At 67.5% G+C, this 16,746-nt stretch carries 16 protein-coding genes; 7 read left to right on the top strand and 9 right to left on the bottom strand.

The genetic code is table 11. The features are described from left to right. Window positions 1–5: 5 nt before the first annotated feature. Window positions 6–650, bottom strand: a complete 645-nt coding sequence (locus tag AC1DTW_RS15860; RefSeq protein ID WP_477982202.1) for a glutathione S-transferase family protein — start codon at window positions 648–650, stop codon at window positions 6–8. Window positions 651–1,308: 658 nt separating this feature from the next. Between AC1DTW_RS15860 and AC1DTW_RS15855 the strand changes: the two genes are divergently transcribed. Next, entirely contained in the window at window positions 1,309–1,614 is a 306-nt protein-coding gene (locus AC1DTW_RS15855) for a YciI family protein (protein WP_477982201.1), read from the top strand. A gap of 26 nt (window positions 1,615–1,640) precedes the next feature. Here AC1DTW_RS15855 and AC1DTW_RS15850 read toward each other — a convergent pair whose 3' ends face one another. Next, window positions 1,641–2,423 (bottom strand): PAS domain-containing protein, encoded by a 783-nt coding sequence (locus AC1DTW_RS15850; RefSeq protein WP_477982200.1) that lies wholly within the window; start codon window positions 2,421–2,423, stop codon window positions 1,641–1,643. On the opposite strand from AC1DTW_RS15850, the gene AC1DTW_RS15845 reads away from it, so the two are divergent. Both AC1DTW_RS15845 and AC1DTW_RS15840 read left to right on the top strand, forming a co-directional pair. Then, complete coding sequence (locus tag AC1DTW_RS15845; protein ID WP_477982199.1) at window positions 2,398–2,928, top strand: hypothetical protein; 531 nt, start codon at window positions 2,398–2,400, stop codon at window positions 2,926–2,928. The two genes, AC1DTW_RS15850 and AC1DTW_RS15845, sit on opposite strands and share 26 nt — an antisense overlap. A 175-nt stretch (window positions 2,929–3,103) precedes the next feature. Continuing rightward, window positions 3,104–4,036, top strand: coding sequence for a sigma-70 family RNA polymerase sigma factor (locus AC1DTW_RS15840; RefSeq protein ID WP_477982198.1), 933 nt, complete (start codon window positions 3,104–3,106; stop codon window positions 4,034–4,036). 99 nt (window positions 4,037–4,135) lie between these two features. Here the strand turns inward: AC1DTW_RS15840 and AC1DTW_RS15835 are convergent, their stop codons facing one another. After that, window positions 4,136–4,966 (bottom strand): enoyl-CoA hydratase-related protein, encoded by an 831-nt coding sequence (locus tag AC1DTW_RS15835; protein ID WP_477982197.1) that lies wholly within the window; start codon window positions 4,964–4,966, stop codon window positions 4,136–4,138. Between the two features lie 50 nt (window positions 4,967–5,016). On the opposite strand from AC1DTW_RS15835, the gene AC1DTW_RS15830 reads away from it, so the two are divergent. The 3 genes from AC1DTW_RS15830 to AC1DTW_RS15820 all read left to right on the top strand — a co-directional run bounded on the left by AC1DTW_RS15830 (window position 5,017) and on the right by AC1DTW_RS15820 (window position 8,395). Beyond that, a complete protein-coding gene (locus tag AC1DTW_RS15830) occupies window positions 5,017–5,838 on the top strand; it encodes an alpha/beta hydrolase (RefSeq protein ID WP_477982196.1) in 822 nt (273 codons plus the stop codon). A gap of 83 nt (window positions 5,839–5,921) precedes the next feature. Then, complete coding sequence (locus AC1DTW_RS15825) at window positions 5,922–7,409, top strand: M20 family metallopeptidase (protein WP_477982195.1); 1,488 nt, start codon at window positions 5,922–5,924, stop codon at window positions 7,407–7,409. A gap of 89 nt (window positions 7,410–7,498) precedes the next feature. After that, window positions 7,499–8,395 carry an SMP-30/gluconolactonase/LRE family protein gene (locus AC1DTW_RS15820; RefSeq protein WP_477982194.1) on the top strand — a complete coding sequence of 299 codons (897 nt, stop codon included), beginning with the start codon at window positions 7,499–7,501 and terminating at the stop codon, window positions 8,393–8,395. A 16-nt stretch (window positions 8,396–8,411) separates the two neighbouring features. Here AC1DTW_RS15820 and AC1DTW_RS15815 read toward each other — a convergent pair whose 3' ends face one another. From AC1DTW_RS15815 to AC1DTW_RS15790, 6 genes are all read right to left on the bottom strand, one after another. Beyond that, on the bottom strand, window positions 8,412–9,152 hold the full coding sequence (locus tag AC1DTW_RS15815) for a FadR/GntR family transcriptional regulator (RefSeq protein WP_477982193.1): 741 nt from the start codon (window positions 9,150–9,152) through the stop codon (window positions 8,412–8,414). A gap of 124 nt (window positions 9,153–9,276) precedes the next feature. Then, entirely contained in the window at window positions 9,277–10,506 is a 1,230-nt protein-coding gene (gene mmsB, locus AC1DTW_RS15810; protein ID WP_477982192.1) for a multiple monosaccharide ABC transporter permease, read from the bottom strand. Beyond that, window positions 10,506–12,035 carry a multiple monosaccharide ABC transporter ATP-binding protein gene (gene mmsA / locus AC1DTW_RS15805; RefSeq protein WP_477982191.1) on the bottom strand — a complete coding sequence of 510 codons (1,530 nt, stop codon included), beginning with the start codon at window positions 12,033–12,035 and terminating at the stop codon, window positions 10,506–10,508. Before mmsA ends, mmsB begins: the two co-directional genes overlap by 1 nt. 8 nt (window positions 12,036–12,043) lie before the next feature. After that, window positions 12,044–13,108 carry a multiple monosaccharide ABC transporter substrate-binding protein gene (chvE, locus tag AC1DTW_RS15800; protein WP_477982189.1) on the bottom strand — a complete coding sequence of 355 codons (1,065 nt, stop codon included), beginning with the start codon at window positions 13,106–13,108 and terminating at the stop codon, window positions 12,044–12,046. 35 nt (window positions 13,109–13,143) lie between these two features. Continuing rightward, window positions 13,144–14,067, bottom strand: coding sequence for a dihydrodipicolinate synthase family protein (locus AC1DTW_RS15795; RefSeq protein ID WP_477982188.1), 924 nt, complete (start codon window positions 14,065–14,067; stop codon window positions 13,144–13,146). A 37-nt stretch (window positions 14,068–14,104) separates the two neighbouring features. Continuing rightward, a complete protein-coding gene (locus AC1DTW_RS15790; protein WP_477982187.1) occupies window positions 14,105–15,847 on the bottom strand; it encodes an IlvD/Edd family dehydratase in 1,743 nt (580 codons plus the stop codon). Window positions 15,848–15,978: 131 nt separating this feature from the next. On the opposite strand from AC1DTW_RS15790, the gene AC1DTW_RS15785 reads away from it, so the two are divergent. Continuing rightward, a complete protein-coding gene (locus AC1DTW_RS15785; RefSeq protein ID WP_477982186.1) occupies window positions 15,979–16,743 on the top strand; it encodes an SDR family NAD(P)-dependent oxidoreductase in 765 nt (254 codons plus the stop codon). Window positions 16,744–16,746: the final 3 nt, after the last annotated feature.

Below are 16,746 nucleotides of genomic sequence, written 5' to 3'. Positions count from 1 at the left end.
TACGCTTACAGCTTGGCCTGCACAGCCTTGCGGTCGGCCACGACCTTCTGAGCGGTCGGCCGCTCCGCGATAAGCTTGCCGTAGCCTCGATGGTCGATGCCGGCGGCCTGCAGCAGATCTTCACCGTACACGGCCTTGCTCGTCATGGCCACCAGAGGCAGGTGGTTGAAGGCCGCGCAGTCGGCCTGCGTGAATTGGTCGCCGGCAACGAACGGCGCGAACTTGGCCAGCCGCTTGAAGGCTGCGATGTTGTCGACCAACTGCCTTTTGACGCGGGCCGAATTGGCTTCGCTCAGTGGCGCGGCTCCGAAGAACGCACTGCCATAGAGCTGGCGCGCGACGATCTCCAGGTGCCAGTCGATGAAGGTGGTGAGCTCGCGGACCTTCGCGGCCGCGAAAGGGTCCGCCGGCAGCAAGGGCGGCGTTGGCCAGCGCGCCTCGATCCATTCAAGAAGCGGCTGGCTCTCGCACAAGCCACCTTCAGGCGTGGTGACGAAGGGAATCTTGCCCAGCGGCGACGCAGACAACACCGCCTCGTCGCTGCTGTGTGTGGCCGCGTAGGCTTCCTCGAAAGGCACACCTTTTTCAAGCAGTGCCAGCTTGACCTTGTTGTAGTAATTCGAGATGGCTGAACCGTGAAGTACGAGCATGAGGCCTCCTGACGTGCCGGCGGAGTCTATGCCGTGAAGCAGCGGGCCGCTCCACCTCGAAACCTGACGAACACCGGGCGTCGAGCAGATCGCTGCGGCCCGCGACCCTCCGCTCAGCCCGTCGTCCCCATCCAGGTCGCAAAAGCTTCGATGTCCGCACGCCGAACCGATCAGGCCGGCAGTCGCCAGCCATTGCCGCCAGGTCGGCGCTTGCGGATCCCGTCGGCGTCTTCAGGCAGGTTCCCTTTAGGCGGGCACTGCCTGCAGCCGCTCGTGATCTCGATGGCTGAGAGCCTGCTTTCGGCAATGACCGCGAACTGGCGGTCCCGGCCAGTTCCAGCCGGTCGCCAAAGGCCGTTTTCAGGCCGGCCAGCGGCAGAGTGGTTGGGCGCCGATAGGCATCCTGCCAAGAATTTGCGCTTCACCCCAGGACGAGTGTCGATTCGAGCGATCTCGGTTCGTCGTTCATGAAGGAGGAACAAATATGCCCAAGATCATCGTGAATGCATTCTTGACCTTGGACGGTGTCATGCAAGCGCCCGGCGGCCCGGACGAGGACCCCACTCGGGGCCGTGGAACTGGTGAGAGGTAGCCCGATTGGCGGCGGAAAGGGAGCGGCAAAGTGACTCGGTATCTGATCTCATTCGATGATGGCGCGATGGCTCATATTCCCGATGACCAGTGGCCCGCCGTCGGCGAGGCAGCGCACGCGGTGGTACGGGAGGCAAAGCACGCTGGCGTCTGGATCCATGGCGGCGGGGTTCAGCAGCAGCGAGCGAGCATCGTCGGCACCGATGGTGCGGTCGTCGATGGGCCGTCCCCGGAGACCAAGGCCGTGATCGGTGGGTTCTCGATCATCCAGGTGCCCTCGCGCGAGGCGGCGCTCGAATGGGCCGCGAAGATCGCGGTCGCCTGCCGGTGCGCTCAGGAAGTCCGAGAGCTCATGGACGATCCGGAAGCCTGACCACTCCTGCGGGCCGGGCTGGCGGCCTATGTGGGCATGTTGAACGACGCCTCCGTCACGTCGACGGAGATGCCGCCCGTCATGACCGCGTGCCCGTCCAATCCGATGATCGGAAACTTGATGCTTCGGAACACCCGCGTACCTTTCGGCGTATCCACCTTCTCCATCGCCTCGATCGGTTGTCTGACTTTCAGCGCCCGATCATCGTTCGCGGCGAGGCGGTCCGCCACATCGGAGGGATAGAGCTGATGCAGCGTCTGGCCAATGATCCGGCCTGCGGGCAGACCGATCACACGCCTGGCGACCGAATTGACATAGGTGAAGCGACCATCGAGGTCTTTCATGTAGACCGCGCCCGGCACGTGCTGCATGAAGAGTCGAAAGCGAATCTCGCTCTCCTGCCAGGCGCGTTCAGCCTCGGCACGAAAGCGTCGTTCATGGACCACGCTCAACGCATGCGTCATGGCGGCGAGCAACCGCGCCTTGTCGTTCCGGGGCACGCAGTCGAACGCACCCTCGCGCAGGGCTTCGAGTTCCAGTTGCTCGTCGTGCTCCTCGCTGATGACGATGATCGGGACGTCAGGACGAAGGCGATCTATCAGCTCCAGCGCCTGCATTCCTTGCAGCGTCGCCACACTGAACTCGGACAAGATCACGTTCGGCTCGAACCAGCGAAGTGCCAGGGCGATGGCCTCGGCGGAAGCCGCATGCTCGACGAGGACGTGTTCACCTCGCGGGAGCAGATCGAGGGGCAAGTATTGCGGCGTCGCATCTGCCGCATCGATGAGCATCAACCGGACGGGTTTCATCGTGATCAACCTGTGCGATGGCACTCTACGTGACTGCGATCGATTGCGCACCTGTAAAAGCTTACAGGCCGGTATCGCGCTGCGCCGCAAGTGGGGATGCTTTCCCGTTCTATTCGGTCCATCGAATCAGCCGCGACGCGAGGATGATGCAGGTAGTGCACTGGAGCTCATCATGTTTTGTGCCAAGCATCCGATCCCACACGAAGATTGCCCGAACTGCCGGACAACAGTTGCCGCCATGCGCCCAACCGTGTTCGCCGAGCTGGCCGCCGTGGAACTGTGTTCCGGCACCGAGTGCTGTCCTGACTGCGACTACGTCTACCACGAAGCCGTCGCCCACTGTCCGCAGTGTGGAGAGTCGCACCCGTTTCACCCGGAACGGCTGCGTACGCCAGTGGGGACCCCGACAACGTCGAACGTTCGAAGCGAAACGGTGGCAGATCTGAGTGCGCTGACGCTGCGCGACCTCGCGGCAGCAAGCCCGCGAAGCAGCAGAGCCTGCTGACACTCGCGTCGAACATTCTGGTGACTGTCGGTTTCGGGCGGTCCTGGTCATGATCGACGACGCGCCTCGCGAGCCGCGCTGGAAAGTGACCCACCCTCTGCTGGTTCGAACCTGACCAGGTGTCGCTACGCAAGGCAGTTGTGCGCTGAGGCAAAGACCGCCACACTGAACCACCATGATCTCGATGCAGGGCGTTCCGTCGTCTCTCATATTGCGCAACCAATCGTGGGTTCGCAAACAGGCGCAGGCCTTCATGCGATACCTGCCATCGAACGTGGAGAAGGCCGATCTCATCCAGGTCGGGCTGATCGGCGTCGCGCAGGCCGCCATGACGTTCGTCTGGGAGGGCGACCGTGAGACCGAGGAAGCGAACGAAGCGTTCGTGCGCTACGCGCGGATGCGCGTCAAAGGCGCGATGCTCGACGAGTTGCGGCAGATGGATCACCTCGGACGCGCCCAGCGCCGCAAAGTGAAGGTCATTCAGGTGGCCTCCGAGCGCTGGCGCGCCAGCCATGGCGCCGATCCCACGGCGGCGGAGCTCAGCCAGTCTTGCGGCATCGACACGAAGGAGATCTTCGAACTGGAGCTTGCCGCGCGCTCAGGCCAGATGACCAGCTTGTCCGAAGAGGCCGAATCGGACGACATGCGGTCGCCCGTCCACGAGCCAGCCACGGCGAAGGACGAGGTCGAAGCGCGTGTCGATACCGGCATGCTGATGCGGCGACTCGAGACGTTCTTCGCGACTCTGCCAGAGCGCGAGCGCCTGGTCATCGACTCCTACCTCGGTATCGGGATGACGCCCGTCGAACTCGCCCAATCGATGGAGATCACCTCCTCGCGCGTGTCGCAAGTGTTCAAATCCGTCTGCGAACGAATCGGGATTCACCTGGGCCACACACATCATCGATCGACCGACCGGGCGACTCCCGGAACCGTGACGGATATCGAAGATCTGATCACACTGCGCGAAGCCGAGCTTGCGAAGTCCGGCAGCGATCGCGCCTGGGGCGAACTCGTGGAGAAAGTGCTTTCTGCGCCGCACGATCAGACCGATGCCGGCCCGGCCTACAAGCGACTCGTGGTCACCGGTACAACTCGTTGGGGATGAGTCGACCGCAGCGCCAAGTGTTCGCGGACTGCAATGTGTGCTGCGGAGCAGCCGGATTGGCTGCTTGAATCGCGGCCCCCCGACGCGGCCGCCGTCGTCTCAGACCTTCACGATCGGCGCCAGCGCATCGAACGTCGCGTTGCCCTTCGCCTTCCAGGCGCGGATCGCGATCGCGATCTCGTCGGTGTCGAAGATCGCGCTCTGCAGCAGCGTCATCTGCTGCAGGCTCGCGGCGGTGCCGTGATCGCGCGCGTGGTTCAGCGCGAGCTTGCTGCCGGCGATCGCCAGCGGCGACTTCGCGGCGATGGCCTGCGCGAGGCGCATCGCATGCGCCAGCGTGGCGTCGGCGTCGGGCAGCACCGCATTGACGAGGCCGACATCGAGCGCGCGCTCGGCACTCAGGCGCTCGCCGGTGTAGGCCATCTCGCGCGCGACGCCGGGCGGCACGATCTTCGCGAGGCGCTGCAGCACGCCGAGGTCGGCCATCATGCCGATCTGGATCTCCTGCACCGTGAAGAACGCGTCGGCACTGCAGACGCGGATGTCGCAGGCGGTCGCCAGGTCGAGCGCACCGCCGATGCAGCCGCCCTGGATCGCGCAGATCACCGGGAAGCGCGCTTCGTCGAGCGCGCTGAAGCAGTCGATCAGCTTGCGCAGCGACTCCTGAAAGCTCAGGCGCGCGCGGGCGGTCGCGGTGACGAGCAGCGCGTCGTCGCCGGCGAACACGTCGAGCGCCATCCCGGCGCAGAAGTGCTTGCCGGTCGACGAGATCACGAGCGCGCGCGCGTCGCCGGCGTCGTGCAGCGCGCGCACCGCGTCGCGCAGCGCCGGGAAGAACTTTGGTTCCATCGTGTTCAGCCGCTCCGGGCGGTTCAGCTGCAGGTGGGCGATGCCGTGGTCGTCGACGGTCAGCGTGAAGAAGTCGTTCATGGGTGTTCGTCGGGATGCCGCGCGAGGGGCCACAGCCTACACTGCCGCCGATGCCGCACCTGACCACTGCCGATGGCCTGAAGCTCGACCTGCGCGAGTGGCCCTGCGCCGAGGCCCGCGGTACCGTGCTGATCGTGCACGGGCTGGGCGAGCACATCGGGCGCTACGAGCATGTCGCGGCGCAGTTGCTGCGCGGGGGCCGTCATGTCGTCGGCTACGACCAGCGCGGCCACGGCACGAGCGAGGGTGCGCGGGGTGCGATCGGCCACCCCGACGATCTGCTGCACGACCTCGCGCTGGTGATCGACGACGTGCGCCGGCGCCGCCCCGGGCCGCTGGTGCTGCTCGGCCACAGCCTGGGCGGGCTGATCGCGGCACGCATGGTCGCGGGCGGGCTGACGTCGCCGCTGCCGTCCTGGCATCGGCCGGTCGATGCGCTGGTGCTGTCGTCGCCGGCGCTCGATGCCGGGATGAGCGGCGCGCAGAAGCTGCTGCTCGCGCTGCTCGGCTCGCTCGCGCCGAAGCTCGCGGTCGGCAACGGCCTGAAGCCCGCGTGGATCTCGCGCGATCCGGCGGTCGTGCAGGCTTACGTCGACGACCCGCTGGTGCACGACCGCGTCACGCCGCGCCTCGCGCGCTTCATCGTCGACGCCGGTGCGTTCGTGCAGGCGCAGGCGGCGCGGTGGCACGTGCCGACGCTGCTGCTCTACGCCGGCAGCGACCGCTGCGTCGCGCCGGCCGGCAGCGCCGCGTTCGCGGCGGCAGCACCGCCGGCGCGGGTGACGACACAGGTCTTCGCGCCGCTGTACCACGAGATCTTCAACGAGCCCGAGCAGGCACAGGTGTTCGCGGTGCTCGCGGCCTGGCTCTGAAGCGACCGCCGAGTCTCCCCGGCCGCCGATCGGGAACGCCCAGGTTCTACACTGCCGGCTCCCGTTGCCGAAGGACGAGCCCGATGAACGCACGCGACCCCATGCTGCCGGTGCAGCCCGACGAAGCCGACGCGATCGCGCGCTTCGCGAACCAGACCTGGGACGACGAGATCGTCCCGCTGGTCACGAACTACATCGCGGTTCCCGCGAAGAGCCCGATGTTCGATGCCGACTGGGCCCAGCACGGCCACATCGAGAAGGTGATCCGCGACGCCGCGGCCTGGGTCGAGAGCAAGAAGGTCGCGGGCCTGAAGCTCGAGGTCGTGCGCATCGAGGGCCGCACGCCGGTGATCTTCTTCGAGGTGCCGGCGACCCGGTCCGGCGGCAACGAGCCCGACGCCGCGACGATCTGCCTCTACGGCCACCTCGACAAGCAACCCGAGTTCAACGGCTGGCGCAACGACCTCGGGCCGTGGTCGCCGAAGTACATCGACGGCCTGCTCTACGGCCGCGGCGGCGCCGACGACGGCTACGCGGTCTATGCCGCGCTGACCGCGATCATCGCGCTCGACCGGCAGGGCATCCCGCGGCCGCGCTGCGTCGGCATCATCGAGAGCTGCGAGGAGAGCGGCTCGTTCGACCTGCCGGCCTACATCGATGCGCTGAAGCCGCGGCTCGGCCAGGTCGGGCTCGTCGTCTGCCTCGACAGCGGCGCCGGCAACTACGACCAGCTGTGGCTCACGACCAGCCTGCGCGGCATGGTCAGCGGCGTGCTGAAGGTCGAGATCCTGACCGAGGGCGTGCACTCGGGCGATTCGAGCGGCCTCGTGCCGTCGAGCTTCCGCATCCTGCGCCAGGTGCTCGACCGGCTCGAGGACAGCCAGACCGGCGAGCTGCTGCCGCAGAGCTTTCATTGCGAGATTCCGGCCGACCGCGTCGCGCAGACGCGCGCGACCGCCGCGATCCTCGGCGACGAGGTCTGGAAGCGCTTCCCGTGGGCCTGCGGCGCCGACGGCGCTGCGACGCTGCCGACCACGACCGACCCGACGCAGGCGCTGCTGAACCGGACCTGGAAGCCGACCTTGAGCGTGACCGGCGCCGATGGTTTCCCGGAGCTCGGCAACGCCGGCAACGTGCTGCGCCCGTACACCGCGTTCAAGCTCAGCCTGCGGCTGCCGCCGCTGGTCGAGGGCCACGAGGCCGCGCTGCGCCTGAAGACGCTGCTCGAAGACAACGCGCCGTACAACGCGAAGGTCACGTTCGCGCCCGATGGCCGCGCCGGGGCCCATGGTGCGACCGGCTGGAACGCGCCGAGCCTCGCGCCCTGGCTCGCCGATGCGCTCGACCGCGCCTCGCAGGCGCACTACGGTGCGCCCTGCGGCTACATCGGCCAGGGCGGCACGATCCCGCTGATGAGCCTGCTGCAGCAGAGCTTCCCGGCCGCGCAGATGATGGTCTGCGGCGTGCTCGGCCCGAAGAGCAACGCGCACGGGCCGAACGAGTTCCTGCATGTGCCGTACGGCAAGAAGCTGACCGCGGCGGTCGCGCAGGTGATGGCGGCGTGCGCGTGAGCCTCGCCCGGCCGCCCGAAGAGGCTCAATCCCGCTCGGCGGGACCGGCCGAAGGCCGTAGGGTGCACCATGCTCCCGCCGCCCTGGCGATGCCGACACTGCACGGCGCGCCGCGTTGTGTCTGGGACGCGGGCGCCACGCTCGGCGAAGGCCTGTGCTGGTCGCCGCGCACGCAGGCACTGTGGTGGGTCGACATCCTGGAGCGCCGCCTGTACCGCCATCGCCCGGCCGATGGCGCGCGCAGCAGCTGGCAGTTCGACGAAGAGATCTCCGCGGTTGCCGAGCGCCGCGACGCACCGGGCCTGATCGTGACGCTGCGCCGCGGCTACGCGCTGTTCGATCCGGACGCGCCCGATGCCGCGCCGCGCTGGCTGCATCGCCCGCCCGCCGAGCCGGCGGGCAACCGCTTCAACGATGGCAAGTGCGATCGCCGCGGCCGCTTCTGGGGCGGCACGATGGACTTCGGCTGCGAGGCGCCGACCGGCGCGCTGTATCGCTACGACCCCGACGGCCAGTGCGTGCGGCACGAGATCGGCTTCGCGGTCACCAACGGCCCGACCTGGTCGCTTGATGAGCGCACGATGTACTTCAACGACACCGTCAACGGCCGCGTCCACGCGTTCGACTTCGATGCCGCGTCGGGCGCATTGTCGAACCGGCGCGAGTGGCTCGCGTTCGCCCGCGGCGATGGCCTGCCCGATGGCATGACGACCGACGCCGCCGGCCGCCTGTGGCTCGCGCACTGGGGCGGCGCCTGCGTCAGCTGCCACGATCCGCTCAGCGGCGCCGAACTCGGCCGCGTCGAACTGCCGACGCGCCACATCACGAACTGCACGTTCGGCGGGCCCGAGCTGCGCACGCTGTACATCACGAGCGCGCGCTTCGGGCTGTCGGCCGAGCAGATCGCAGGCGAGCCGTTGGCCGGAGCGGTGTTCGCTGTCGAGGTCGGCGAGCCCGGCCTGCCGGCGGGTACGTTCGGCGCTTAGGCCGAAGTCGAGTCGATCACATCAACCCTTGCCCCGACTCGAGCACCTCGCTCAGGTCCTCGCGCGTCTCCTTCAGCTGCACCAGCGTCGCCTGCTGCGCCGCGAGCGGGTCGCGGTTCAGCAGCGCGGTCAGGATCGCCTTGTGCCGCGGCAGCGACAGCGCGTGCGTGTTCGGGTGCAGGCTGCTGAGCTTGATCGATTCGCGCAGCGCCAGCGACAGCATGTTGCCGATGTAGGCCAGCAGGTCGTTGTTCGTGGCCTCGGCGATGCGGCGATGAAACGCCAGGTCGGGCTCGAGCAGTTCTTCGGGCGTGCGCGCGGCTTCCATGCGGGCGTAGGCCTCGGCGATGCCCTTCAGCGCCGAATCGCTCGCGACCTTCGCCGCCAGCGCGGCGGTGGCCGGTTCGAACACGCGGCGCGCGGTCAACAGCGTCTCGACGAATGCCGGCGGCGATTGGGTCTGGATCAGCCAGTACAGCACGTCGGGGTCGAGCAGGTGCCACTCGCTGCGCGGCCGCACGGTGGCGCCGGCGCGCTGGCGCGACAACACCAGTCCCTTCGCGACGAGCACGCGCGTGGCCTCGCGCAGCACCGGCCGGCTGACCGCGTAGTCGGCCAGCAGCACGGCCTCCGACGGCAGCCGGTCGCCCGGCTCGAACTCGCCCGCGACGATGCGCATGCCCAGGTCGCGCACGATGCGCGCGTGCATGCTCTTGCGCTCGGGCGGCTGCCGATAGTCACGATGCCCGGAAATCATTGGCGCCCCTCGTCCGACGCGTACGTCGGCCGATCCCCCGGGGGGATGCGGGCCGGCTTGGTTGGGCCACGAAGGGGCCCCTTCGTGGCCCTTGCCCGGCGCTCGGCCCTTTTCATCGCTGCGCTCAACTCTTGCTCTTGTTGTAGACATCGACGAAGACCGCCGCGAGCAGCACCAGGCCCTTGATGACCTGCTGGTAGTCGATCCCGATGCCCAGGATCGACATGCCATTGTTCATAACGCCCATCACGAACGCGCCGATCACCGCACCGAGCACCTTGCCGACGCCACCCGATGCCGACGCGCCGCCGATGAAACACGCGGCGATGACGTCGAGCTCGAAGCCGGTGCCGGCCTTCGGCGTCGCGGTGTTCAGGCGCGCGGCGAACACGAGCCCGGCGACCGCGGCGAGCACGCCCATGTTGACGAAGGTCGCGAACGACAGCCACTGCGTCTTCACGCCCGACAGCCGCGCCGCCTTCTCGTTGCCGCCGAGCGCGTAGATGCGCCGGCCGATCGTCGTGCGCGTCGTGACGAAGTCATAGAACAGCATCAGCAGCGTCATGATGACCAGCACGTTCGGCAGGCCCTTGTACGACGCGAGCTTCCAGCCGAACGCGACGATGATCGCGACGAAGACCAGGTTCTTCGCGACGAAGAACGGGTAGGGCTCGGCCTCCATGCCATGGAGTTTCTGGTTCGCGCGCTCGCGCAGCTTCGCGACGATCAGCGCGAACGCGACCCCGATGCCGGCGAGCAGCGAGGTCGTGCGCATCGACTCGCCGTCGAGCCAGTCGGGGATGAAGCCCGAGCTCAGCAGCTGAAAGGTCGGCGGGAACGGCCCGACCGACTGCCCTTGCAGCAGCGCCAGGCTCAAGCCCTTGAACACCAGCATGCCGGCCAGCGTGACGATGAACGACGGGATGCGGAAGAACGCGACGAACCAGCCCTGCGCCGCGCCGATGGCCGCGCCGGCAAGCACGCACACCAGCGTGGCCGGCACGAAATGCCAGTCGTAATGCACCATCAGCACCGCCGCGAGCGCGCCGATGAAGCCGACCACCGAGCCGACCGACAGATCGATGTGCCCGGCGACGATCACGAGCAGCATGCCCAGCGCCATGATGACGATGTAGCTGTTCTGCAGCACCAGGTTCGTCAGGTTCAGCGGCTCGAGCAGCGTGCCGCCGGTCACGTACTCGAAGAACGCCATGATCGCGACCAGCGAGATCAGCATGCCGTATTCGCGCAGGTTGTTCTTCAGGTAGCCCGCGTAGGGGTGCGCGGGCTTCGCGGATGTCGCTGCGGCGGCCGGGGCGGCGGCCGAGGTGGAGGTCGCGGCGGGCCCGGCCATCACGCGGCCCCCGCGGTCACGATGGAACGCATGATCTTCTCCTGCGACGCCTCGGCGCCGGCGAATTCGCCGACGAAGCGCCCTTCGTTCATCACATAGATCCGGTCGCACATGCCCAGCAGCTCGGGCATCTCCGACGAGATCATCACGACACACTTGCCGGCCGCAGCGAGCTCGGCCATCAGCGTGTAGATCTCGAACTTCGCGCCGACATCGATGCCGCGCGTCGGCTCGTCGAGGATCAGCACTTCCGGGTTCGCGAACAGCCACTTCGCGAGCACGACCTTCTGCTGGTTGCCGCCCGACAGGTTCACGACCTGCTGGAACACGTTCGCGCAGCGGATGCGCAGCTTCTGCCGGTACTCGTTCGCGACCTTGAACTCGCGCCCGTCGTCGATCACCGTCGCCGCATTCGACACGCCGGCCAGATTCGCGAGCGTGACGTTGCGCTGGATATCGTCGTCCAGCACCAGCCCGCAACCCTTGCGGTCTTCGGTGACGTAGGCGATGCCGTGGCGGATCGCCTTCTCGATCGTGCCCACGTCGACCTCGCGGCCATGCAGCAGCACCCGGCCGCTGATCTTGCGGCCATACGACTTGCCGAACACGCTCATCGCGAACTCGGTGCGCCCGGCGCCCATCAGCCCGGCGATGCCGACGATCTCGCCGCGTCGGGCAAACAGGTTCACGCCCTTGATCACGAGGCGGTCGGCGTGCTCCGGGTGATGCACCTGCCAGTCGCGGACCTCGAACACCGTCTCGCCGATCTGCGGCGTGCGCTTCGGGTAGCGGTCGGCCAGCAGGCGGCCGACCATCGCCTGGATCACGTCGTCTTCGCTGACCGCGCCGGCGCGGCAGTCGAAGCTGCGCACCGTGCTGCCGTCGCGGATCACGGTGATCGTGTCGGCGACTTTCGCGATCTCGTTCAGCTTGTGCGAGATCAGGATGCAGGCGATGCCCTGCGCCTTCAGCTCCAGCAGCAGCGCGAGCAGCGCGTCGCTGTCGGTCTCGTTCAGGCTCGCGGTCGGCTCGTCGAGGATCAGCAGCTTGACTTCTTTCGACAGCGCCTTCGCGATCTCGACGAGTTGCTGCTTGCCCACGCCGATGTCGGTGATCAGCGTGCTCGGGCGCTCGTTCAGCCCGACCTTGCGCAGCAGGGCCTGCGTCTTCGCATAGGCCGCGAACCAGTCGATCACGCCGAGGCGCGATGGCTCGTTGCCGAGAAAGATGTTCTCGGCGATCGACAGCAGCGGCACCAGCGCGAGCTCCTGGTGAATGATGATGATGCCGGCGCGCTCGCTGTCGTGGATGCCGCCGAACTGCCGCTCCTGGCCCTCGAAGTGGATCGCGCCGTCGTATTCCCCGTGCGCGAACACGCCGCTGAGCACCTTCATCAAGGTCGATTTGCCGGCGCCGTTCTCGCCGACGACCGCGTGAATCTCACCCGCGCGCACCGCGAGGTTCACATCACTGAGCGCCGTCACGCCGTGAAAGCGCTTCGTGATGCCCTTCATCTCCAAAAGATTCATCGCGAGCTCTACTTGACCTGCGATTCCTTGTAGTAGCCGCTGTCGATCAGCACCGGCTTCCAGTTCGAGACATCGACACTGACCGGCTTCAGCAGGTACGAGGGCACGACCTTGACGCCGTTGTTGTAGGTCTTGGTGTCGTTGATGTCGACCTTCTTGCCGCTGAGCATCTCGTCGATCATCGTCACGGTGACCTTGGCGAGCTCGCGCGTGTCCTTGAACACGGTCGAGCTCTGCTCGCCGCGCAGCATGGACTTGACCGACGCGACCTCGGCATCCTGCCCCGAGACGACCGGGATCGGCTGCTTCGGCGTGCCGTAGCCCACGCCCTTCAGCGAAGACAGGATGCCGATCGACAGGCCGTCGTACGGCGAGAGCACCGCGTCGACGCGGGCGTTGCCGTAGAACGCGCTCAAGAGGTTGTCCATGCGCGCCTGCGCGACCGCGCCGTCCCAGCGCAGCGTGCCGACCTTGTCCATGCCCATCTGCTTGCTGCGCACGACGAGCTTGCCGCTGTCGATATAGGGCTTGAGCACCGACATTGCGCCGTCGTAGAAGAAGAACGCGTTGTTGTCGTCCGGCGAGCCGCCGAACAGCTCGATGTTGAACGGGCCCTTGCCCTGCTTGAGGCCGAGCTTGTCGACGATCGAGTTCGCCTGCAGCACGCCGACCTGGAAGTTGTCGAAGGTCGCGTAGTAGTCGACGTTCTTCGAGCCCTTGATGAGCCGGTCGTAGGCGATGACCTTGATGCCGTTGTCGGCCGCCTTCTGCAGCGCGTTCGACAAGGTCGTGCCGTCGATCGCGGCGATCACGAGCACCTTGACCTTCTTCGTGATCATGTTCTCGACCTGCGCGAGCTGGTTCGGGATGTCGTCGTCGGCGTATTGCAGATCGGCCTTGTAGCCCTTGTCCTTCAGCGCCTTGACCATGCTGTCGCCGTCGGAGATCCAGCGCGCCGACGACTTGGTCGGCATCGAGACGCCGACCGTGCCCTTGTCCTGCGCCTGCGCCGCGCCGCCGAGCAGCAGGGCGCTGCAGGCCGCGACGATCGTGAGGGTCTTGATGAACTTCATGGGTCGGTCTCCTTCGTGGTTTTGATGGAACGGGTTCAGTGCGCCCAGCGCAGCACCAGCGGATCGAGCCGGCGCGCGGTCTCGATCAGTCCGGCACGCGTCGCGGGGTGCATCGCGGGGAAAGGATGGCGCGGGGCTTCGCAGGCGATCACGCCGCCCTCGCGCATCAAGGCCTTCGCCGAGAGCAGACCGCCCTGGCGATTCTCGCAATTGATCAGCGGCAGCCAACGCGCGTATTCACCGATCGCTTCTTCGCGCCGACCTGCGGCATAGGCGTCGACGATGCGGCGGATGCCGTCCGGGTAGGCGCCGCCGGTCATGGAGCCGGTCGCGCCGGCGTCGAAGTCGGGCAGCAGCGTGATCGCCTCCTCGCCGTCCCACGGGCCCTCGATCGCGCCGCCGCCGAGGCGCAGCAACTCGCGCAGCTTCGAGGCCGCGCCCGGCGTCTCGATCTTGAAGTAGGCGACGTGCTCGATCTCGACGGCCATCCGTGCGAGGAAGGCCGCGCTCAGCACGGTGCCGCTGACGGGTGCGTCCTGGATCATGATCGGAATCGTCAACGCGTCGGACAGCGCCGCGAAGAACTCGAAGGTCTGCGCCTCTGGCACGCGGATCGTCGCGCCGTGGTACGGCGGCATCACCATCACCATCGCGGCGCCCATCGCCTGCGCGCGGCGGCTGCGCTCGATGCACACGCGGGTGCTGAAGTGCGTCGTCGTGACGATCACCGGCACGCGGCCGGCGACGTGCTCGATGATCGTCTTCGTCAGCAGCTCGCGCTCGGCGTCCGACAGCACGAACTGCTCGGAGAAGTTCGCGAGGATGCAGATGCCGTCCGAGCCGGCGTCGATCATGAAGTCGATGCAGCGCTTCTGGCTCGCCAGATCGAGCTCGCCGGATTCGGTGAAGGGGGTCGGCGCGACGGGGAAGACGCCGCGGTAGCGTGGTGCTGTGGTCATGGCGGGCGAAACGGAAGTCCGGGAGTTCAGGGGCGTGTCAGTGGGAGTGCGGCGGCACGGCCGCGCCGCGGCAGCCGACCAGGAAGTCGAAGTCGCAGCCTTCGTCCGCCTGCAGCACGTGCTCGACATACAGCTTGCGGTAGCCGGTCCCGTCGGCCGGGTCGACGGTCTTCGCGGCGGCCCACGCGGCCAGCCGCGCCCGCAGTTCGGCCTCGCCGACGTCGAGGTGCAGGCGGCCGTTCGCACAGTCGAGCTCGATCCAGTCGCCTTCCTGCACGACCGCGAGCGGCCCGCCGGCGCGCGCCTCGGGCGCGACATGCAGCACCACGGTGCCGTAGGCGGTGCCGCTCATGCGGGCATCCGAGATGCGCACCATGTCGGTCACGCCCTGCGCGAGCAGCTTGGGCGGCAGGCCCATGTTGCCGACCTCGGCCATGCCGGGGTAGCCGCGCGGGCCGCAGTTCTTCAGCACCAGCACCGAGTCCTTCGTGACCTCGAGTTCGGGATCGTTGATGCGCGCCTTGTAGTCGGCCAGGCTCTCGAACACGACCGCGCGGCCGCGGTGCTGCAGCAGCGCCGCGGTGGCGGCCGAGGGCTTCAGCACCGCGCCGTTCGGTGCGAGGTTGCCGCGCAGCACGCAGATGCCGCCGTCGGCGACGAGCGGCTTGTCGAGCGGGCGGATCACCTCGGGGTTGAGCATCGGTGCGTCCTTGACGTTGTCCCACAGGCTCATGCCGTTGGCGGTCAGCGCTTCGGGGTGCGGCAGCAGGCCGGCCTCGCCCATGCGGCGCAGCACCGCGGGCAGGCCGCCGGCGTAGTAGAACTCCTCCATCAGGAAGCGGCCCGAGGGCATCAGGTCGACCAAGGTCGGCATGCCCTTGCCGACACGCGTCCAGTCCTCGAGCTCGAGGGGCACGCCGATGCGGCCGGCGATCGCCTTCAGGTGGATCACCGCGTTGGTCGAGCCGCCGATCGCCGCGTTGACGCGGATCGCGTTCTCGAACGCTTCGCGCGTCAGGATCTTCGACAGGTTCAGCCCTTCGAGCGCCATCTGCACGATGCGCATGCCCGACATGTGCGCGAGCACATAGCGCCGCGCGTCGACCGCCGGGATCGCCGCGTTGTGCGGCAGCGAGACGCCGAGCGCCTCGGCCATGCAGGCCATCGTCGAGGCCGTGCCCATCGTGTTGCAGGTGCCGGCCGAGCGCGACATGCCCGATTCGGCCGACATGAACTCGTGCAACGTGATCGTGCCGGCCTTGACCTGCTCGGAGAGCTGCCAGACGGCGGTGCCCGAGCCGATGTCCCGGCCGCCGTGCTTGCCGTTGAGCATCGGCCCGCCGGTCACGCAGATGGCCGGCACATCGCAACTCGCGGCGCCCATCAGCAGCGCCGGCGTCGTCTTGTCGCAGCCGACCATCAGCACGACCGCGTCGATCGGGTTGCCGCGGATCGCCTCCTCGACATCCATGCTCGCGAGGTTGCGCGTGAACATCGCGGTCGGCCGCAGGTTCGACTCGCCGTTGCTGAACACCGGGAACTCGACCGGGTATCCGCCGGCCTCGAACACGCCGCGCCGCACGCGCTCGGCGAGCTGGCGGAAGTGCGCGTTGCAGGGCGTCAGCTCCGACCAGGTGTTGCAGATGCCGATGATCGGCTTGCCCTGGAACTCGTGGTCCGGGATGCCCTGGTTCTTCATCCAGCTGCGGTACATGAAGCCGTTCTTGTCGGCCGTGCCGAACCAGGCGGTGGATCGGAGCGGAGCGCGGGAGGTGGGCATGGCAGGGTCGCGAGGCTGAAAGCACCCGAATAATAAAGTATGTCTTTAATGAATTGACAGTGAGTGTTTTCCCTCTGATTCGGCAATCAAGTGTCTTTTAGTATGACCTTATTGACTGCCGCCAAGAACCGATGACGCCCTTCGCCCACTACCCCAGCCTGCAGGATCGCGGCGTGCTGATCACCGGCGGCGCCACCGGCATCGGCGCGACGCTGGTCGAATCGTTCGTCGCGCAGGGCGCGCGCGTCGGCTTCATCGACCTCGACGCGCAGGCCGGCGAGGCCCTCGCCGCGAAGCTCGCGGGCGCGCGCCACGCGCCGGTGTTCGTCGCCGCCGACCTGACCGACATCGCGGCGCTCGAGCGTGCGATCGACGCGATCCGCGAGCGCATCGGCGCCATCACCGCGCTGCTCAACAACGCCGCGAACGACAAGCGCCACACGATCGGGGAGACCACGTCCGAAAGCTGGGACGCCGGCATCGCGGTCAACCTCAAGCACCAGTTCTTCGCCGCGAAGAACGTCGCGGCCGACATGAAGGCCGCCGGCTTCGGCTCGATCGTCAACTTCGGCTCGGTGAGCTGGAAGCTCAAGCAGGGCGGCATGCCGGTCTACACGACCTCGAAGGCCGCGGTGCAGGGCCTGACGCGCAGCCTCGCGCGCGACCTCGGGCCGTTCAACATCCGCGTCAACACGCTGGTGCCGGGCTGGGTCATGACCGATAAGCAGGTCCGCTTCTGGCTCGACGACAAGGGCCGCGAGGAGATCGCGCGCGGCCAGTGCATCAACCAGCCGCTGCTGCCCGAACACATCGCACGGATGGCGCTGTTCCTCGGCGCCGACGACAGCGCGATGTGCAGCGCGCAGGACTTCATCGTCGATGGTGGCTGGGTCTGACGC

Source organism: Rhizobacter sp. P5_A1 (assembly GCF_056400745.1).
Note: the sequence above shows the minus strand (reverse complement) of the source record. Positions and strands in the feature narration are given on the sequence as shown.